The following is an 18,218-nucleotide window of genomic DNA, read 5'->3' as shown; positions in this document are numbered from 1 at the left end:
TTTTGGACGAGGATTGGTTAATAAATTATGCGGCTATTTCATAGTGTGATAACATTTGGTTAATGATGGCTTGTTCTTGTGGGTTTTCATAAACTATTTGATCAAAGAATTTTTTGTCAAACATATGGATGGCGCTCACCAACTGAAACTTCAAATCAGTATTGGTTTCTTTAAAGAAGTTCTTTTTTAAAAAGTTCAATACAATTCCTTTGTTGTCAGGGCGTAAAGTTTTTAAAATGGTCAATTTGTTTTTTAAGAACGTTTCAACTTTATACAGTTCAATGAGTAAATTCCCTACCTCGTCAATTTTCAAATCGCGAATGGCTTTGATGATTTCGCGACGAATCATCGGATTAGAATGGTGCAATAAATGTTCTAATTGTTCAGCGCTAAAACCATACTGATAACGAACGGCTAATTTAATGGCAATACTCACCGTTGAGGCATTTGCGCTCATGAGCCATTGCTCAATATTGCTGGGTAGCGGTACTTCTTTTTCGTAAATCACATTGAGGATTTTGATTTCATCGGCTTTGCTGATTTCAAAATCAATATCGTTTAAGATGTCAAAGTTTTGGTCTGACAATGAAATCAAAGCAATCAAAGCATTAGAACGCAAGAAATCATTGCTGCTTGACAAATATGGCTTGATGGTCAAAACCTTGTGTTTGGCATCTAAAATAGTGTAATGTTCAAAAGCTTCTGACTTGTCGGCCCAATCACCGTGTTTGAGCATTCTTTCGGTTTCTTTGTCAAAACCAAAAGTGTTGTAGATAAAGATGATCCTATCGTGGTTCATATCTTTGATACTTTGCTTGATTTTGAGGATTTTTTTCTGAACAAAAGATCTGATTTTCGGACAATTCTGTACCACTTCAAGATTGAATTGGTCAATTTTGGCCAAGATCTCAATGTGGTTGTAGTTGAGAAAAATAACGTCGGTTAAAAAATCATTGGTTTTGTCTTCGAGTTCCATTTTGCGTTGATCAGTCTTGTCTAAATTCATACGTCGGTGTACAATTATAGTAACAATGGTCATCAAAAAAAGAAGTGAAAACGGAATGAAGTAGTTCTGAAGAAATGCATAAACTTTGGCAGCAGTTTCAATTTGCGTTTGTCTGGATGATGCAGTAACATACCAATCAAGTCTATGCCATAGCAATAGGTCTAGTGATTGTTTCATAGATTTAGTAGATTAGGTTAAGTTTGGATTGGGAAACAACTATTGCTTTGGGAAACTTTAGTTGCTTTTGTTCGGCACTTTTAATGTTTGGCCTGTCAATCTTTTGATTAGGTTAATAATACATTTTAAGCAGATTTGGGGATCATACTTGTAGCTAAACTACGAATTGATGTTAAAAAAGGTTTAAAAAAGTTAATATTTTTTGTAAAAAAAATGACAAACGCCCATTTATAAAGGGCTGAGCGTGTTATTTTTGCCGTAAGAAAAACCCAATATTTTAACAAAACAATCAAAATGACACTAATAAAATCAATTTCAGGCATCCGCGGAACCATTGGCGGAAAGGTCGGTGATAACCTCACACCCGTTGATGCGGTTAAGTTTGCTTCTGCCTACGGAACTTGGCTCAAAAAACACCACAATAAAGCAAAACTCAATGTAGTAATTGGTCGAGATGCGCGTATTTCAGGCCCGATGATCCACAATTTGGTGGTGAATACGTTAATAGGATTGGGCATTGATGTAGTTGATTTGGGTTTGTCAACCACGCCAACGGTTGAAGTAGCCGTGCCGCTTGAAAAAGCTGATGGCGGAATCATTCTTACTGCTTCACACAATCCGAAACAATGGAACGCCCTTAAATTACTCAACGAAAAAGGCGAGTTTCTGAGCGGAGCTGACGGCGCCGAAATTTTAGCGATTGCTGAGGCCGAAGCTTTTGATTTTTCAGAAGTTGATGGGTTGGGCACTGTGACTGCAAACGACAGTTATATGGATATTCATATTGATGAAGTGCTCCAATTACCATTGGTAGATGTTGATGCGGTGGCTGCCAGAAAATTCAAAGTGGTGGTGGATGGTGTGAACTCATCCGGCGGAATTATTATTCCAAACTTATTAGAGCAAATGGGTGTTGAGGTGGTTAAGTTATACTGTGAACCCAACGGACATTTTCCGCACAATCCGGAACCTTTAAAAGAACATTTGGGCGATATCTGTGCGCTTGTGGTTCAAGAAAAAGCTGATTTCGGCATCGTGGTTGATCCGGATGTAGACCGTTTGGCTTTTATTTCGAACGATGGTGAAATGTTTGGTGAAGAATATACTTTGGTGGCGGTGGCCGATTATGTACTGAGTAAAACACCGGGCAATACCGTATCAAATATGTCATCTTCAAGAGCTTTGCGCGATGTGACCCAACAACGCGGCGGAAGCTATCAAGCCAGTGCAGTAGGCGAGGTGAATGTGGTTGAACTCATGAAGAAAACCAATGCCATCATTGGTGGCGAAGGCAACGGCGGTATTATTTATCCGGAATTACACTACGGACGTGACAGCTTGGTAGGTGTGGCTTTGTTCTTGACACATTTGGCCGGAATGGACAAAACCGTGGCTGAATTGCGCGCGAGCTATCCGCAGTATTTTATGAGCAAAAACAAAATTGAGCTCACCCCAGAGATTGATGTGGATGCTATTTTGAAAGCGATGACTGAGAAATATCAGCATGAAGACATATCCACCATTGACGGAGTAAAAATTGACTTCGCTACCGAATGGGTGCATTTGCGCAAATCGAATACCGAACCGATTATTCGTATTTATACCGAAGCGCCCAACCAAGCGGCAGCCGATGCTTTGGCTTTGCGCATCATTGATGAAATCAAAGCGATTGCTGGCATTTAATTTACATACAAATCAAATTATTTGAAGCCCGGATTATTTTCCGGGTTTTTTATTTTATATGCTTTGATTGTTTGCAAATTTCAAACGATTTCGATAGCCTCAAAATAACAAAATCACTTATCTTTGGCAGCAAATTTTACGTCATGAACGATACCACTTCAGCTGTTTTGTCTACGGAACTTGAAAAGTACTTTTTGCCTTTTCGTCAGAACATTATTGGCATCAATCAAACTTTTGAATCGCCGTTTGGGCAGCAGAAAATTGTATATACTGATTGGACGGCCAGCGGAAGATTGTATCGCCCCATTGAAGAAAAACTCACCAATGATTTCGGGCAATTTGTAGCCAACACGCATACTGAAACCACCATTACCGGCACGATGATGACCTTGGCGTATCATCAGGCCAAAGAAATCATCAAAAAACACGTTCATGCCTCGGCCGATGACGTTTTGATTACCGATGGTTCAGGGATGACGGGCGTAGTCAATAAGTTTCAGCGTATTTTGGGGCTTAAAGTTCCTGAATCGCTCAAGGCCAGAACGACTTTGGATTTGACCGATCGCCCGGTGGTGTTTGTGTCTCATATGGAGCATCATTCTAACCAAACGTCTTGGCTTGAAACGATAGCTGAAGTGATTGTAGTTCCGGCTTCGGCCGATGGTATTTTGTGTTTGGATGCTTTTGAAAGCTATGTAGCAAAATACAAAGATCGTTCGGTTAAAATTGCTTCGATTACTTCGTGTTCTAATGTTACGGGCATTAAAACACCTTATCACGAGGTAGCCAAACTCATGCATCGCTACAATGGTTATTGTTTTGTTGATTTTGCGTGTTCAGGCCCTTATGTAAACATTGATATGCATCCGGTAGATGAGGATTGCGCGCTTGATGCTATTTTCTTTTCGCCGCATAAATTTTTGGGCGGACCGGGCACCAGCGGTGTTTTGGTATTCAACAAAAAGCTATACCGCAACGGAGCGCCTGATCATCCGGGTGGTGGAACGGTTGCTTGGACCAATCCGTGGGGCGAACACAAATATGTTGAGAATATTGAAGATCGCGAAGACGGCGGAACACCGGGGTTTTTACAAGCCATCAAAACAGCTTTGGCTATTCAGCTCAAAGAACAAATGAGCGTTGAAAAAATCTTGCAGCGCGAGCATGAATTAGTTCATTATGTTTTTAATGAACTCGGCAGCATAGATAATTTAAAGATTCTGGCGGCACAACACCGCGAGCGATTGGGTGTTATCTCTTTTTATATTGATGACCTGCACTTTAATCTGGGCGTTAAATTGCTCAACGACCGTTTTGGTATTCAGACCCGTGGCGGTTGCAGTTGTGCCGGAACTTATGGCCATTATTTGCTCAATGTTGATCAAGATACTTCACACAAACTTACTTGTTTGATTGACTCGGGCAATTTGATCGAAAAACCGGGATGGATTAGGTTGTCTATTCACCCAACCACCACCAATGCTGAGATTGAATACGTTTGTGCGTGCATTAAAGCCTTGGCTCAAAATCACAAAAACTGGTCGGCAGATTATACTTATAATGCACAAACCAATGAGTTTACGCATAAAAAGGCCAATGCAACTCAAAAACAACTGCTTGACCAATGGTTTAAGTTATAGTTAGCTTTTTTTGTGTTTCCAGCGCTTGTGGATCCAGAAGTAAAATTCGGGCGCTTCATGAATTTGTGATTCAACCATTTCCATGAAATCATCCGTGATGGTGTAATCAGGATATTGCTGAACATTTTCATAGAAATTCTCAAAGCTGGCTTGGTAATGTCCGCGGCTTATCTTGCGCACTTTTAAAAATATCACATTCATATCGTGGCGTTTGGCCAACATTTCAGCGCCTGTGTGTACCGGAACTTCAACACCCATGAATTTTTTCCAGTGAAAAGCCGAACTCAATTTTGGGGTTTGGTCAGAGGCAAAACCAAAGATTCCGAGCTTACCGCTGCGCGTACATTCTTTGATGGTTGGAATGGTTTCTTTGGTGGTGATTAAATGCGCTTTGAATCGGGAACGAATTTTCTTGACCAAGTTGTCAAAATGTTTGTTGCGGATGCGTTTGTATATCGCGAATCCTTCAAAAGCTATGTGGCGATTGATAGAAATAGCCCATTCATAACTACCGTAATGCGCGCACATCATGGCGATGCTTTTTCCTTTTTGCTCTAATTTTTTATATTCTTCAAGGTTGGTAAATACAAAGCGTTTTTCAATTTCTTTTTGCGAAATATTCATGGTTTTGATCATCTCAAGAAACATGTCGCACAAATGGCGAAATGATTTTTTTTCAATTTTCAAGCGTTCAGCATCACTTAAATGCGGTAGTGCCAACGCTAAATTTTGGCGCACCGTTTTTTTTCGATAACCAATGACGTAGTATAGAAGTAGGTAAATTCCATTAGACAAAGTATAGAGCAATCTGAACGGAAGCATTGAAATCAACCAAAGAATCGGATAAACCAGTAAGTAAGCAATGAGTTGCATCAACAAAAATTTGTACAAATATAGCGTATCAACCTGATTTGTTGCCGTGATTTTAACAAAAGCTACACAAACATTTTACTATTTTTACGCAAATAAAAATGGTACATGAACACTTTGCTTCTTTTGCTGATTGCAGCCAATGTTTTGGTGAGTTTTAAAGCTTTTAATGACTTGCTTTTTTTTAGAAAATATGAATTTCATATTGGCAGTATTCGCTCGGGTGAACATATTCGTATGATTAGTTCAGCCTTTTTGCATGCAGATCTTGGGCATTTGTTTTTTAATATGTTTACGCTGTTTATGTTTGCTCCGGTGGTTACAGCTTATTTGGATTCGTTGTCTTTTTTAACCATCTATTTTGGCAGCCTTGTTTTTGGTAGTTTGCTCACTTTGATGATGCACAAAGATGACTACAGTTATCGAGCGGTGGGTGCTTCGGGCGCGGTAACCGGTGTATTGTATTCGGCTATTTTGCTTGAGCCCGGCATGAGTTTGTATTTGTTTTTTATCCCGATTCCGATTCCGGCTTATTTGTTTGGGATTGGCTATTTGTTGTATTCAATTTATGGTATGAAAGCCAAGAATGACAACATTGGGCATACAGCACATTTTGGTGGGGCCGTAGGCGGTTTTTTAATCACGCTGATTAAGTATCCGCAAGTGCTTAGCCAAGAGCCGTTTATGGTAGGTTTGTTGCTGGTTCCGATAGTAATTTTATTTTTTATGGCCAGATCCGGAAAAATCTAGTGGCACAACATTTGGTAAAAGGCACACACAAAATTTAAATATCTTAATCATGAAAAAGCAAATCTTCTTTTTATTGGCCTTATGCACAACTTTTGTTCAGGCGCAAGAATTCAAACAAGTTCCAATGATTAACGTATCGGGCGAAGGAAAAGTAAAAGTAACTCCAGATCAGGTTTCTATTTCAATTGCGGTAGAAACCAAAGGAAACAAAGCCATCGAAGTCAAAAATGAGAACGACAACAAAATTGATGCGGTTATTAAATACCTGAAAAAATTTAATTTGGCTAAGGAAGATTATCAAACCCAACGCGTATCACTTTATCCGACTTATGATTACGACAAAAAGAAAAATTATTATGTTGCCAACCAAACCATTACTGTTCTTTTAAAAGATTTGAATAAATATGATGCTTTGATGGATGGTTTGACAGAAGTTGGCATCAACCGCATTGACAATGTTGAGTTTAGATCATCTAAAATGAGTCAGTTGCAATCTGAGGCCAGAAAGCTGGCTATTCGAGATGCCAAGACCAAAGCAGAAGATTTTGTATCAGTCTTGAATCAAAAAGTGGGTAAGGCCATCAACATCTCTGATAATTCACAGACGTATTATCCGCCGCGCCCCATGTATGAAATGAAGGCCATGGCCATGGCTGACGGAGCAGCGGCTCCGAGAGAAACGCTGGCTGCCGGTGAAATTGAAATTGTGGTCAATGCTTCGGTGAGTTTTGTACTTGAATAAAATAGAATTTATTACAGAAAAGCCTCTAAATTTTGTGTTTAGAGGCTTTTTTTGTGTGTAATAGCGATGAATCTTTGGCAGTTGTTTGATTTATTTTGACTTTTGTTGTACCAATCATTATCCAAATGAATAATCTCAGAGCCAAGGGTTTATTTAAACAGCCTCAAATACTTGTTTTACTCGCAGCAACCATTTTTTCGGGTTTATTGCTGATTCTAGTTAATTTTTACACCATCAAAATTCTCAATGCAACTCGGGCTTATGTCAATGGAGAGTCGCATTATTCTAAAAGTCAGAAAGATGCTACCCGATATTTGATTTCATATATGCACACCGGCGACCAAAACCAATGGCAAAAGTTTCATCAAGAGATTTTGATCCCTTTGGCCGACGGAAGAGCCCGTATGGGCATGGTTAGTGATGCGCCTGACGATCAAATCAAAAAGGAGTTAATACAAGGCCGAAACAACGACGATGATTTAGACGATATTATTTGGCTGTATAGACAATTCAAGGATGTATCGTATATGAAAAGTGCGATTCATCAGTGGGAGCAGGCCGATCCGCTTATTAAAAAACTTAATGCTATTGGAAATGAAGTTTATTACAAACTTACCGAAGGCACATTAACTCCGGAAATTAAAGAAAAATACCTGGCCGAGATTGGAGTGTTGGCCGCTCAACTCACTATTTTTCAGCAAGAGTTTTCTGAGCAATTGGGCCAAAGTTCAAGAGCATTAAAAGGCTATTTGTTGTGGACCAATATTTTCTTCATTTTGGCCATTATTTTGAGTGTATCTATTTATTATTTGATCATTGTAAAAAAGCTCACGGATTCAAATCTTGAAATTGAACAAGTAAACAATGATTTAATGATTGCCAATAAAGAACTCGATCATTTTGTGCACAGTGCAACGCATGATTTGCGTTCACCGATTGCTCTTTTAAAAGGTATTATCAATATTATTCGTCAAGAAGACGATCCTGAAAAAGTTGAAGAATTGCTCAATATGATGCAAGTGAGCTTGAATAGACAAGATCAATTCATCAGCGACATTATAGATTATTCAAAAAATAAGCGCAGCGGACTTATTATTGAGCCTTTGAGTTTGGGTAAAATTATTGACGAAGTTCTCTCACAATTGCATCATGTGCGCGACACCAACCATATTGAAATCAAGAAGGATATTGAAGTTGATGAGATTTTTGGAGATGGTTTGAGAATTAAAATCGTCTTAAATAATTTGCTGTCAAACGCGGTCAAATACTCGGATGATAACAAAGCGTATAAATTTATTTCGGTCAAAACCTATACAATCAATAAAAGTTATGTTATTGAGGTTGAAGACAACGGAATTGGAATTGACGCTGCGCATCACGAAGCTATTTTTGAGATGTTTTTTGTGACGAATATCAACAAAGGTTCAGGTTTAGGACTCAGTATTGTGCAAGAGGCAGCTCAAAAGATGAATGGATCTATTAGTGTAACCTCAGAATTAGGCAAAGGCAGTAGGTTTATTTTAACGATTCCAATTAATTAATAAATTAAAGTTTGAATTCCGTGGGCCGGTATCTTAACCAAAGCAGCTTTTTGGTCTAAGCACAAAAAGTATGAAACTTCACTATTGCTTTGGTTCATAACAACAGTAATGATTTTTCCGTCCGGATTCAAAAATGAAGTGCTTAATAATTGGCTTCGACTGGAGCTACAACTCACTCTTTTGGCATTCGGTAGAATGTATTTTGAAAAATGTCCGATGTAGTAATACGATGGTGTATAAGTTAATGCTCCTGTATTAAGGTTGGCGTGGATTGGCGCGAAACAAAAGTTTCCAACATGGTTTGGGCCTCCTTTTTCATCTAATAAAATATTCCAGTCGGTCCAACCTACAGTTCCGTTATTAAAATCATTAATTATTGATTTACCGTAACGCTCACCGTTGGCCCATTTTTGGTAATTATCAGGATTAAAGCTTTCGGCACAACCTTCTGTAAACAATAAGTTTTTATCCGGATACATTTCGTGAACCTTGGCAATGTTCTCAAACATTTGTTCACCACCGCTCCAGTCTTCATACCAATGGTAGCCAATACCCCAAACATAAGCTGAAGCCTTTGGATCATCAAACATAACCGCTGTTCTTTGAAGAATTAAATCGCGGTTGTGGTCCCAAATGGTTATTTTTTTATGACCCAACCCCGCTTTTTGTAAAGTTGGGCCTAAATAATTTTTCAGAAAGTCACGTTCTTCATCAGCGGTGTAAATACAAGATTCCCATTTTTGGGTGGCCATTGGCTCATTCTGTAGAGTTAATCCCCAAATCGGGATACCTTCTTTTTCATAACTTTTTATAAACTTGACATAATAGTTGGCCCATGATTGTTGATACTCAGGGAGCAATTTTCCTCCGCGCAACATGTTATTATTGTCTTTCATAAATGCTGGAGGACTCCATGGGCTTACATATAATTTAAGTTGATGACGGGCGGTTTCTATGGCTTTTTTAATCAATGGGATTCTATAGATTTTGTCATGAGCGATGTTAAAACTTTTGAGTTCTTTGTCACCTTCTTGAATGTAAGTATAACTCCCGGAACTAAAATCTGAACTGTGAATTGTAGTGCGCATAAGCGAATAACCAATTCCTTTTTCGGGACTGTAGTAGGCATCTAAAAGTTCTTGCTGCTTGTCTTTTGGCAATTGACCAAAGACTTCGGCACTGGCATCGGTAACAGCGCCGCCTATGCCCAGAAAAGTTTGAAAGGTTTTTTTAGGTTCAACAAAAACACAGATTTGGGTTTCAAGGGGTTGTTTAAGTTCTGAGAAATAACTGTTTTCTGTGGGCGTTAATCTCAACTGAGTTTGCTCAGCAGTTGTAATAACCTGCACCTGATTGTGTTTGATGAGCCCAACTGGTTTTGAGTTGTTCTTTTTTTGAGCCGATCCCAATAATGTGATCATAGCTAAAATCAACGTAATTTTTTTTTTCATGAGGTTAAGTGTTTACCAAACATATGTGGCAATTGTACCTGGAGGTAGTGAAGTAGCAACCCGTTTTTGGTTGTGTTTGATGTTAAATAATTCTACTGAAGCGCCATCATTCTCAACCAACAAAACTTTCTTTCCAGAGGGAGTTTTGAATGCTACAGTATTGAGATTTCCGCTGATATTGCTGGCGATTCTGACCGATCCTTGCGGAACAAATTTGGCCGCATGAGCAATGATATAATAAGATACATTGCGTGTAAAGCTTGTTGCATTTACAACCGTTATTGCCCCTTGGCACTGACTACAACCACCTGAAGTATGAGGGCCGAATGAAGCATTGTTGGCTAAATTCCATTCAAGGGCATTTTTACTCCAGTGACGCATTGAGCCAATAATGACATTTTTGATATGCCATTTTAAATCGTCGCCAAAATTTCCTACCGATGAGGTCCATTGCTCGGTAAAGTATAAGTTTTTGTTCGGAAATGCATTGTGAACTGTGCTCAAAGCGCTAATATCGCCAGCATACAGATGAAATGCCGACCCATCAACAAAACCATTGGCTGTTGCATCGTTAAGTACTGAAATGGGGTAATCTGTAACATCGCAATTGTGGTCATAGGCAACAATTTTGGTGCTGATACCGGCTGCAACAAATGCAGGTCCAAGTTTTTTAATAAAACTGATTTGTTGCGCAGCTGACATAGTCATACTCGGGTTGTTGTTGGGGTTAAGCGGTTCGTTCTGCGGACAAACTGCATCAATGGTTATTCCTTGCCCTTGCATAGCTTGAATATACTTGACAAAATATTGTGCGTATGAATTGTAATAAGTTGGCATCAGACTACTGCCCACGGTATTGTAACTAGCTTTCATCCACGAAGGTGCTGACCAAGGCACAGCCATAATCTTGATATTTGGATTGATGGCTAATATTTGCTGCAAGAGTGGTACTAAATGCGTCATGTCTGGTGCAATACTAAATTGACTTTGTGTAATGTCTGATTGACCTTGAGGCAGATCGTTATAGGTAAAAGGAGCTGTATTCAAATCAGATGCCCCTATGCTAATGCGTAAATAACTCACACCAATTGAGTTAGCAGAATTACCAAAAAGTTCTTGAAGCAGTTGCTGTTTTTTATCAGGATTTAATTGGTCAATTACTTCGGCACTTCCACCGGTTAGGGTATAACCAAAACCGTCAATGGTTTGATAGGTTTGTGATTCATCTACAACAATATCTTGAAAGTTATTTTGAATCGTACCAAATTTTAAAATGCTGTTTTGTTGGGCTAATTTTATTGATTGATCTGATTTGGTATACCATACCGAAATATCTGTTTTGTCAAGTACTGTTGGCCCTTGTTTGTGAGCTGAATCTGTACTTTCGGTACCCGGAGCACATTTTATTAAAAGCAATGTGAGTAGAGTATATAATGAAATATTCATAGCGATTTGTGTTTTTTTCATGTTAATCCATTTTGAGTTCTACAAATACAGGTAGGTGGTCTGACGGATATTTTAAGTCGCGAGAATCACTCAGTATTGCATATTTATTGACTTGAATTGTAGGTTTTTTTGAAACAAAAACATAATCAATCAAATTGGTAACCGCCTGGTCATGCTTAAAATTGTTAAAGGTGCCTGACGGACCAAAAGGTTTTTGCCGACTCACCAATCGGGTATCATTCATGGCTTTTCTGAGTGTAATGATTCGTTCAGTAGTAGGCTCAGAATTGAAGTCGCCCATAAAAATCACCGGAAGTTCAGCCGTGTTTTTTTGGTTGATGGTTTTTAGAATTAAATCAATGCCGTTGGTTCGCGCCATTTGGCCCATGTGGTCTAAATGCGTATTAAAAACCCAGAATTTCTTGTTGCTTTGCATGTCTTCAAACAAACCATAAGTGCAAACTCGGTTAAAAGCGGCATCCCAACCTTTTGAAACTATATCTGGCGTTTCAGAAAGCCAAAAAGTATTTGATTCTAATAGCTTAAATCGCTCTTTTTTAAAGTAAATATTTGACGATTCTCCTTGATTGTTGCCATCGCGACCTTGACCAATTTGCGCATATGATATTAAGCTGTTACTAATGTCAATTACTTGGTTGGGTTTCGCTTCTTGAATGCCAAAAATATCGGGTTCATAAAATTGAATTTGCGCACAAAAAAAATCTTTGCGGTGTGACCAATCATTTTCACCATCAGAAGCAACATCTAATCTAATGTTGTAGGTCATAACAGTGAGTTTTTGTGCTGAAATAAACGTGGTTATAAACAGCAAACACAGAATTGGGATGGATTGAGAAAATTTCATGTTCATTTTTTTAAATGAGCCTCAGTGAATCTTTGACTGAGGCTCATAGCAAAAACTTAATTAACTAAACTTGAAAAACTAAATTACTATTAATACCCTGGGTTTTGTTTTAAATTCGGATTGCCGTCAAGAGCTTCTTGCGGAATCGGCATTAGTAAATCTTTGGCTTCTAAATTGCTTACATAAGGCATTGGAACCTCTGTTGAGGTTTGTGTGTCAGGGTTATATTTAGGATAGGTTTGCAACGCAAGGATTTCTAATGCTTTTCCTTCGCGTTTTAAATCAAACCAACGCTGACCTTCAAAAGCTAGCTCTAAGAAACGCTCTCGGAGAATTTTATTAATCGCATCATCTGTTGAAGTAGCCGCAGCTACATCGGTTAAGTTTACACGGTGTCTAATTGTATTGACCAAAGCCATTGATCCGTTCAGATCTCCGTTATGTGCCAATGCTTCGGCTTTGAGCAAAAGAATATCTGCTAAACGAAAAAGGTAAAAGTTCTGAGTTCCGTTGGTTGCCCGCATTTTCCACGGGTTCGGGAATTGCGTAAAAGTAGTCCAATAGGGGTCGGCAAAAGTAGTCGGTAATTTTTTGATACTTGAGGCTTTGCGTTTGGTATCTAATGCCGAATTAATGGTATGCGACGGGGTGTTGAATTTTTTCCAGTTGTTGCCGATAAATACATTAGTACACCATCCGTCTATGGTAGTACCCGGACCTTCGCCGTTGATTTCCCAGATGGATTCGGAATTGCCTTCATGCGCATTATCAAATAAATGGTCAAAATTGCTCATCAATGAATAACCTCCGCCTATAACAGCATCACAATGTTCAACCACTTTAGCCCAATCTGGATTGGGTTGGGTAGCATATACTTTAGCCAATAAGGCATGTGCAGCTCCTTTACTGGGTAGAAATTTGCTGGTAGGAGCCGCTGTTGAAGTGGGCGCTTTTTGAAGAGCGACTTCACAGTCAGCGATGATGGCCGCATAGACTTGCTCAACAGGTTTTCTCTCCGGATACAATGATGGATAAATTTGCTCAAAATTATCGTTGTTGATTGAATAAATGTAATCGTTTACCAATGGGAAGTCGCCCCAAGTCTGAACTCCTTGAAAACGACTCAAAGCCCTGATCAATGAAGCTTGACCAATCATTTCGTCTTTTTTTTCAGGAGTTAAACCCGGTACATCGTTAACATAATTGATCACTAAATTACATCGTTTTACAAACTCATTAAGCCAACGCCAATCGCGTGCAATCACATAATTGGTTGCAATAGGTCTGTATTCTTCAATTTGAAAAAACGGCTCGCCATCGGCACCTGCATAGGCTACATCGGCACCTGCATCTCCATAAAAGAAATAGTCAAATTGCCAGTACTCAATGCCAAAAGAACCGATGCAACTGCGCATAGCGTCTTCAGCTTGTTGTACCGTTTCAAGAGGAGCATTTGGATCTCTATAAATATCATCGGTAATGGGCTCGGTGTCCATCAATTCACTACATGAAATCAACATTGAGGCCGATACCAAAAGCCATACTGCTTTTTTTAAGTAAGTTCTTTTTTTCATGATTTTTTTGTTTGTTAAAACCCTGCTTTTAATCCAAAAATAAAGGTACGCACTTGCGGATAAGTACCGTAATCTATGCCCGGAGATACATTTGAATTTCCGGCATAGGCACTAACTTCAGGGTCAAAACCTGAATATTTGGTCCAAGTGACTAAATTTTGCCCGGTTACATATAGTTTAAGTGACTTCAATCCTAAATATAATTTTTTAAAACTATATCCTAAAGTGGCTGATTTTAAGCGTACATATGATCCGTCTTCAATCCACCGGGTTGAATTGGCGGTAGCCGCAACTCCTTGGTAATTTGAAGGGCCTGCTATTGGGATGTCGGTTATTTGACCCGGAGTTGTCCAACGATCAAGCACTGCGGTTGATTGGTTTTTATTGTCAATCATTCCCTCTAAATCAATACGTGAAGCGTTAAAAATATCATTGCCTTGGCTTCCGGTCAAAAGTACATCTAACGTAAATCCTTTGTATGAAAAAGTATTTGTCATACCGAAGGTGTAATCGGGTAGGGCATTGCCTATGATGGTTCTGTCTGCGGTGGTAATTCTCCCGTCGTTATTGATGTCTTTGTATTCTAAGATACCATTTGCAGGATTTACACCGTTAACAACATAGCCATAAAAATTGCCCAGAGGCTGTCCTTGTTCTATGCGTGTAACTCCTTGATAACCCTCATAATAAACGGATACATATCGGCCCATTTCTAAAACTTGGTTTTTGATAAATGAAATATTAAAACCAGTAGACCAACTAAAATCACCTTTAAAGTTGACGGTACTCAAGCCGACTTCAAGGCCTTTGTTTTCAATTTTTCCGCCATTATAGCGATATAAAACATCAAAAACATGAAGTTCGTTGTATATATTATCTGTAGTTCTTTTATAGATATCAGCAGATAGTTTTAAGCGATTGTTGAATAGACCCAAATCGGCTCCGAGGTTGATGTCGGTGGTGGTTTCCCAAGTTAAATCATCGTTTCTGTAATTGGATAGAGAACCTTGGTCGTCATTCAAAAAACCATACCATGAGTATTCGTTTACTGATGATATGTTTCCGGTTTGCCCCCAACCAGCGCGCAATTTGAGCTCTGTGATTCTTTTTGAATTTTTAAGAAATGACTCATTTGATGCTATCCAAGCAACTGAAACGCCAGGGAAATATCCCCATTTATTACCGGTTGCTAATTGTGATGAACCACTGGCCCGCATAACCCCGTTTATGATGTATTTGCCTTTGTAGTTATAAGTTGCTCTTGTAAAAAAGGATACATAATTTTTCTCTCGGGCAATTGTATCAGACGCCAAACGATTGATATACATCATTTGTGAAATATCCAGGCTTCTCAGATCAGGAGTAAACCCGGTTCCTTCAATTCTTTTCTCGTCGTATCTGATTTTTTGAATGCTCATACCACCCAATAAATTTAGCTCATGATCTTCTTTTTTTAGGTTGTAATTGAGGGTGTTTTCAATATTCCAATTGTATTGAGAAGTTGTTTTTTCTTTTCCGATACCGCGTTCTTTAGGGTCGTTACCAACTTCACCGCGTCCGTAATTTGATCGGTAACTATCTACAAAATACTGATTGACACTTCTGTTCCAATCAATGCTTAGATTGGGTTTCCAAACAAGATTTCGGGCCAAATTTATCTCTAAGCCTAGGTTTCCCAAATAGCGAAAAGATTCTGTGTCGTCTTGGCGACTTTGAAAAGATACCGGATTTTCAAGCGAAGCTACCGGATTGGCAGCAAATTGCCCGGGAAGTTGTCCGTTGGCCACTGCACCACCCACTAAATCATCAGCATAAACTGGTAAAAAGCTTGGTGTAGTTAAGGTGCTCAAAATCACTCCGCCTTGATTTGCGCTGTTGTTATCGCTGGTGTTTTTGTATAATGTTCTAATTAGATTCATGTTTGCATGTGCTTTGAGCCATGACGGACCATCGATATCGAGGTTGATTCTTCCTGAAATTCGGTTGAATGAAGCCGGATCTACGGTTCCTTTAATGTCTTGATATCCCAATGAAGCAAAGGCTCGGACTTTATCTGTTCCGCCTGAATATGAAAAATCATAGTTTTGATCTTGCCCGGTTCTAAAAACCAAATCTACCCAATTGGTATTGATACCAGCGTATTTAGGTTGATTGATATAGCTCACATACCCTGAACTGATTTCACCCATTAGATCTTTATATTGATTTGGGGTGAGTATATCAATTTGATTGACCATTTTTGAACTTCCAAAGTAAGAACTGAAATTAAAGGTGTTTTTGTTTGCTTTTCCTTTTTTGGTCGTAATAATCACTACACCAGCACTTCCGTTTACACCATATATAGCGGTTGAGGTGGCATCTTTTAGAATTTGCATGTCAACTATATCGTCAGTATTGATTCCGTTGGTGTCATAGGTTTGAACACCATCAATTACAAATAAGGGATTATTTCCTGATTTAATTGAATTCAATCCGCGAATTCTAATGTCTAGACTTCCGCCGGGTTTTCCGGATGGTTGAACCACCTGAACACCCGCAGCGTTTCCTTGTATGGCTTGTCCAACATTAAACAAAGGTCTGTCGTCAAAAGCATCTGATTTGATTGATGAAATGGCGCTAGTTAAATGTTTTTTCTTTTGGGTTCCGTAACCCACATTCACTACAATTTCTTCTAGTTTATTGGTTTCTTCTTCTAAAGTTACATTAATAGTTCCGCTGGCTTGAACAGAAATTTCTTTGCGGGTATATCCAATAGTGCTAAAAACCAATTGGTCAGCACCATTTAATTTCAATTGATAATGCCCATCAATATCTGACGAAATCTGTTTTTTTGATTTTTTAGAGGTGATGTTAACCCCAGATAAAGGCATTTTGCTTTTGGCGTCAGTTATGGTTCCTTGAATTTCAATAGTTTGCGCTTGGGCATAACCAAGTGCTAGCAAGAATATGAAAAGCAAATAGTTTTTGAGCTTCATAAGATCAACTTTTGAATTAGTTTAGATTCAGAATTGTCTGCTTCTGAAAGCATTGGATGATTTTAAAGAAGATTGTTTTGTTGGATATGTTTTTGGTATAAGCAAAAATTCCCTTACAAAAGCTTTATTTGTAAGGGAATTATACTATATCATAAGAATTAGTTTTTCATGAGCTTAATGGTTGAAGTAGCTCCGGTAGTTGAAACTTTTGCAAAGTAAACACCGCTGTTCAATTGTGACGCGTCAATAGAAACTTCTTCAGTTGAATCATTGCTGCTCAAAACCACTTTTCCGGTTACGTCAACAATTTGAACAGAAGTGATGTTTCCGGTGTTTTTTGAACGGAAAGTCCAAGAACTGCTGGTTGGATTTGGCGATACACTTACGGTTGAAGCCGAAGTAAATGTTTCATTTGATAAGGCATCAGTAAAGGTCCATTGACCTGTGGTTCTGTTAAAATCAACGTTATATGTTCCGAATGGGATAAAAATATCTCCGCCACCGCCATTGATTCCGTTTTCTGAAGTTCCGGAAAGAGCTAAATTATTGGCACCATTACCACCAGTACATCCGTATTGCATAGTCCAATCGTGGTTGTCTCTGAATTTTAAGTGCAACTCTGTATCGCCCCAACCCGGAAAAATTTCGCCTGTCCAGCTTGATTTTGTAAAGTGAATGTTGTCGGTAGTTTCAAGATCTAAATCTGTGCTCCAGCCAGAACCGGCAAAATTGCCAATCATGCTCACAACAACAGGTTCAAACACATATTCTGCCGGCCCTACTAATGAAGGCATTACAAAATAGGTGTTGTAAACACCGGTGGGTACAGGAATTGTTCCTCCGTTAACTACCGGCCCATCAGGAAAAGCACCGCCCCATTGATTAGCAGTTCCTTCTTGTTGAAAGCTGGCGTCTCCCCCCGGAAAATAAACACTCTTTTTAAAATATGCTAACCCATTGTTGGTTTGCATTTGCACATCAGCCGCCATTCCGCCGCCATTAATTTTAATCACCGGATTTGGGTTGATTCCTGGAGTAAACGAATATTCTTTGGTAGTCATATTGTAGGTAACATTCCAGAAACCTAAAGTTCCGACAATGTTTGACCCCCCATTAATGGTTACGGCTCCTGATGGAAATCCAGGTGCTGGTGTTGAAGAAGAGTAACCACCAGTTGTTTCCCATGTTCCTCCTTCAGAAAATTTCATGTTACCGTCGCCTACAATTTCAAAGTTGCTGGCTGTCCAAACAATTCCATCGGTGGATGTTAAAGCTAAGTTTCCGGGTTGTACCCAGCCACCAGTTCCGGTTCCGGTAATAGTTACCTGAGCTTGTGTATTATAACTCCAGCCAAAAGCAAGAGCCAAAATTAGATAGCGTAGTTTTGTTTTCATAAATTAAGGTTTGAATTAAATGTTTATTGAATGAGTTATTTTCTCTTAATGGGTTTGTCAAAATCATGGGTAAACCTGATTTCAAACGTTTGCGAATTTTCAGC

General features: G+C 39.0%; 13 protein-coding genes. 5 read left to right on the top strand and 8 right to left on the bottom strand.

Annotated features, from left to right (window positions below; all coding sequences use genetic code 11):
- Positions 1–25: 25 nt before the first annotated feature.
- Complete coding sequence (locus KIH23_RS12065) at positions 26–1,183, bottom strand: hypothetical protein (protein ID WP_213213747.1); 1,158 nt, start codon at positions 1,181–1,183, stop codon at positions 26–28.
- Positions 1,184–1,477: 294 nt separating this feature from the next.
- Between KIH23_RS12065 and glmM the strand changes: the two genes are divergently transcribed.
- On the top strand, positions 1,478–2,866 hold the full coding sequence (glmM, locus tag KIH23_RS12060) for a phosphoglucosamine mutase (protein WP_213213746.1): 1,389 nt from the start codon (positions 1,478–1,480) through the stop codon (positions 2,864–2,866).
- Between the two features lie 143 nt (positions 2,867–3,009).
- Entirely contained in the window at positions 3,010–4,506 is a 1,497-nt protein-coding gene (locus KIH23_RS12055) for an aminotransferase class V-fold PLP-dependent enzyme (RefSeq protein ID WP_213213745.1), read from the top strand.
- Here the strand turns inward: KIH23_RS12055 and KIH23_RS12050 are convergent, their stop codons facing one another.
- Positions 4,507–5,379 carry a lysophospholipid acyltransferase family protein gene (locus KIH23_RS12050; RefSeq protein WP_213213744.1) on the bottom strand — a complete coding sequence of 291 codons (873 nt, stop codon included), beginning with the start codon at positions 5,377–5,379 and terminating at the stop codon, positions 4,507–4,509. It abuts the gene before it with no gap.
- 105 nt (positions 5,380–5,484) lie between these two features.
- On the opposite strand from KIH23_RS12050, the gene KIH23_RS12045 reads away from it, so the two are divergent.
- From KIH23_RS12045 to KIH23_RS12035, 3 genes are all read left to right on the top strand, one after another.
- Complete coding sequence (locus KIH23_RS12045; RefSeq protein ID WP_213213743.1) at positions 5,485–6,126, top strand: rhomboid family intramembrane serine protease; 642 nt, start codon at positions 5,485–5,487, stop codon at positions 6,124–6,126.
- Positions 6,127–6,175: 49 nt separating this feature from the next.
- Positions 6,176–6,868, top strand: coding sequence for an SIMPL domain-containing protein (locus tag KIH23_RS12040; protein WP_213213742.1), 693 nt, complete (start codon positions 6,176–6,178; stop codon positions 6,866–6,868).
- A gap of 125 nt (positions 6,869–6,993) precedes the next feature.
- Positions 6,994–8,409 carry a sensor histidine kinase gene (locus KIH23_RS12035; protein ID WP_213213741.1) on the top strand — a complete coding sequence of 472 codons (1,416 nt, stop codon included), beginning with the start codon at positions 6,994–6,996 and terminating at the stop codon, positions 8,407–8,409.
- On the opposite strand, the gene KIH23_RS12030 is transcribed toward KIH23_RS12035, so the two are convergent.
- From KIH23_RS12030 to KIH23_RS12005, 6 genes are all read right to left on the bottom strand, one after another.
- Complete coding sequence (locus KIH23_RS12030; protein ID WP_213213740.1) at positions 8,406–9,860, bottom strand: glycoside hydrolase family 30 protein; 1,455 nt, start codon at positions 9,858–9,860, stop codon at positions 8,406–8,408. The two genes, KIH23_RS12035 and KIH23_RS12030, sit on opposite strands and share 4 nt — an antisense overlap.
- Before the next feature lie 12 nt (positions 9,861–9,872).
- The gene (locus KIH23_RS12025; RefSeq protein WP_249684911.1) at positions 9,873–11,327 is read right to left on the bottom strand and encodes a glycoside hydrolase family 30 protein; all 1,455 of its coding nucleotides are present in this window, start codon (positions 11,325–11,327) and stop codon (positions 9,873–9,875) included.
- A gap of 1 nt (position 11,328) precedes the next feature.
- On the bottom strand, positions 11,329–12,171 hold the full coding sequence (locus KIH23_RS12020) for an endonuclease/exonuclease/phosphatase family protein (protein ID WP_213213739.1): 843 nt from the start codon (positions 12,169–12,171) through the stop codon (positions 11,329–11,331).
- Between the two features lie 89 nt (positions 12,172–12,260).
- Entirely contained in the window at positions 12,261–13,745 is a 1,485-nt protein-coding gene (locus KIH23_RS12015) for a RagB/SusD family nutrient uptake outer membrane protein (RefSeq protein ID WP_213213738.1), read from the bottom strand.
- Between the two features lie 14 nt (positions 13,746–13,759).
- Positions 13,760–16,720: a SusC/RagA family TonB-linked outer membrane protein gene (locus KIH23_RS12010; protein WP_213213737.1), complete on the bottom strand. Its 2,961-nt coding sequence runs from the start codon at positions 16,718–16,720 to the stop codon at positions 13,760–13,762.
- Between the two features lie 158 nt (positions 16,721–16,878).
- Positions 16,879–18,114: a T9SS type A sorting domain-containing protein gene (locus KIH23_RS12005; RefSeq protein ID WP_213213736.1), complete on the bottom strand. Its 1,236-nt coding sequence runs from the start codon at positions 18,112–18,114 to the stop codon at positions 16,879–16,881.
- Between the last annotated feature and the right edge of the window lie 104 nt (positions 18,115–18,218).

Source organism: Flavobacterium sp. CYK-55 (genome assembly GCF_018413465.1).
Taxonomy (GTDB): domain Bacteria; phylum Bacteroidota; class Bacteroidia; order Flavobacteriales; family Flavobacteriaceae; genus Flavobacterium.
This window is presented reverse-complemented; position numbering and strand designations above follow the sequence as displayed.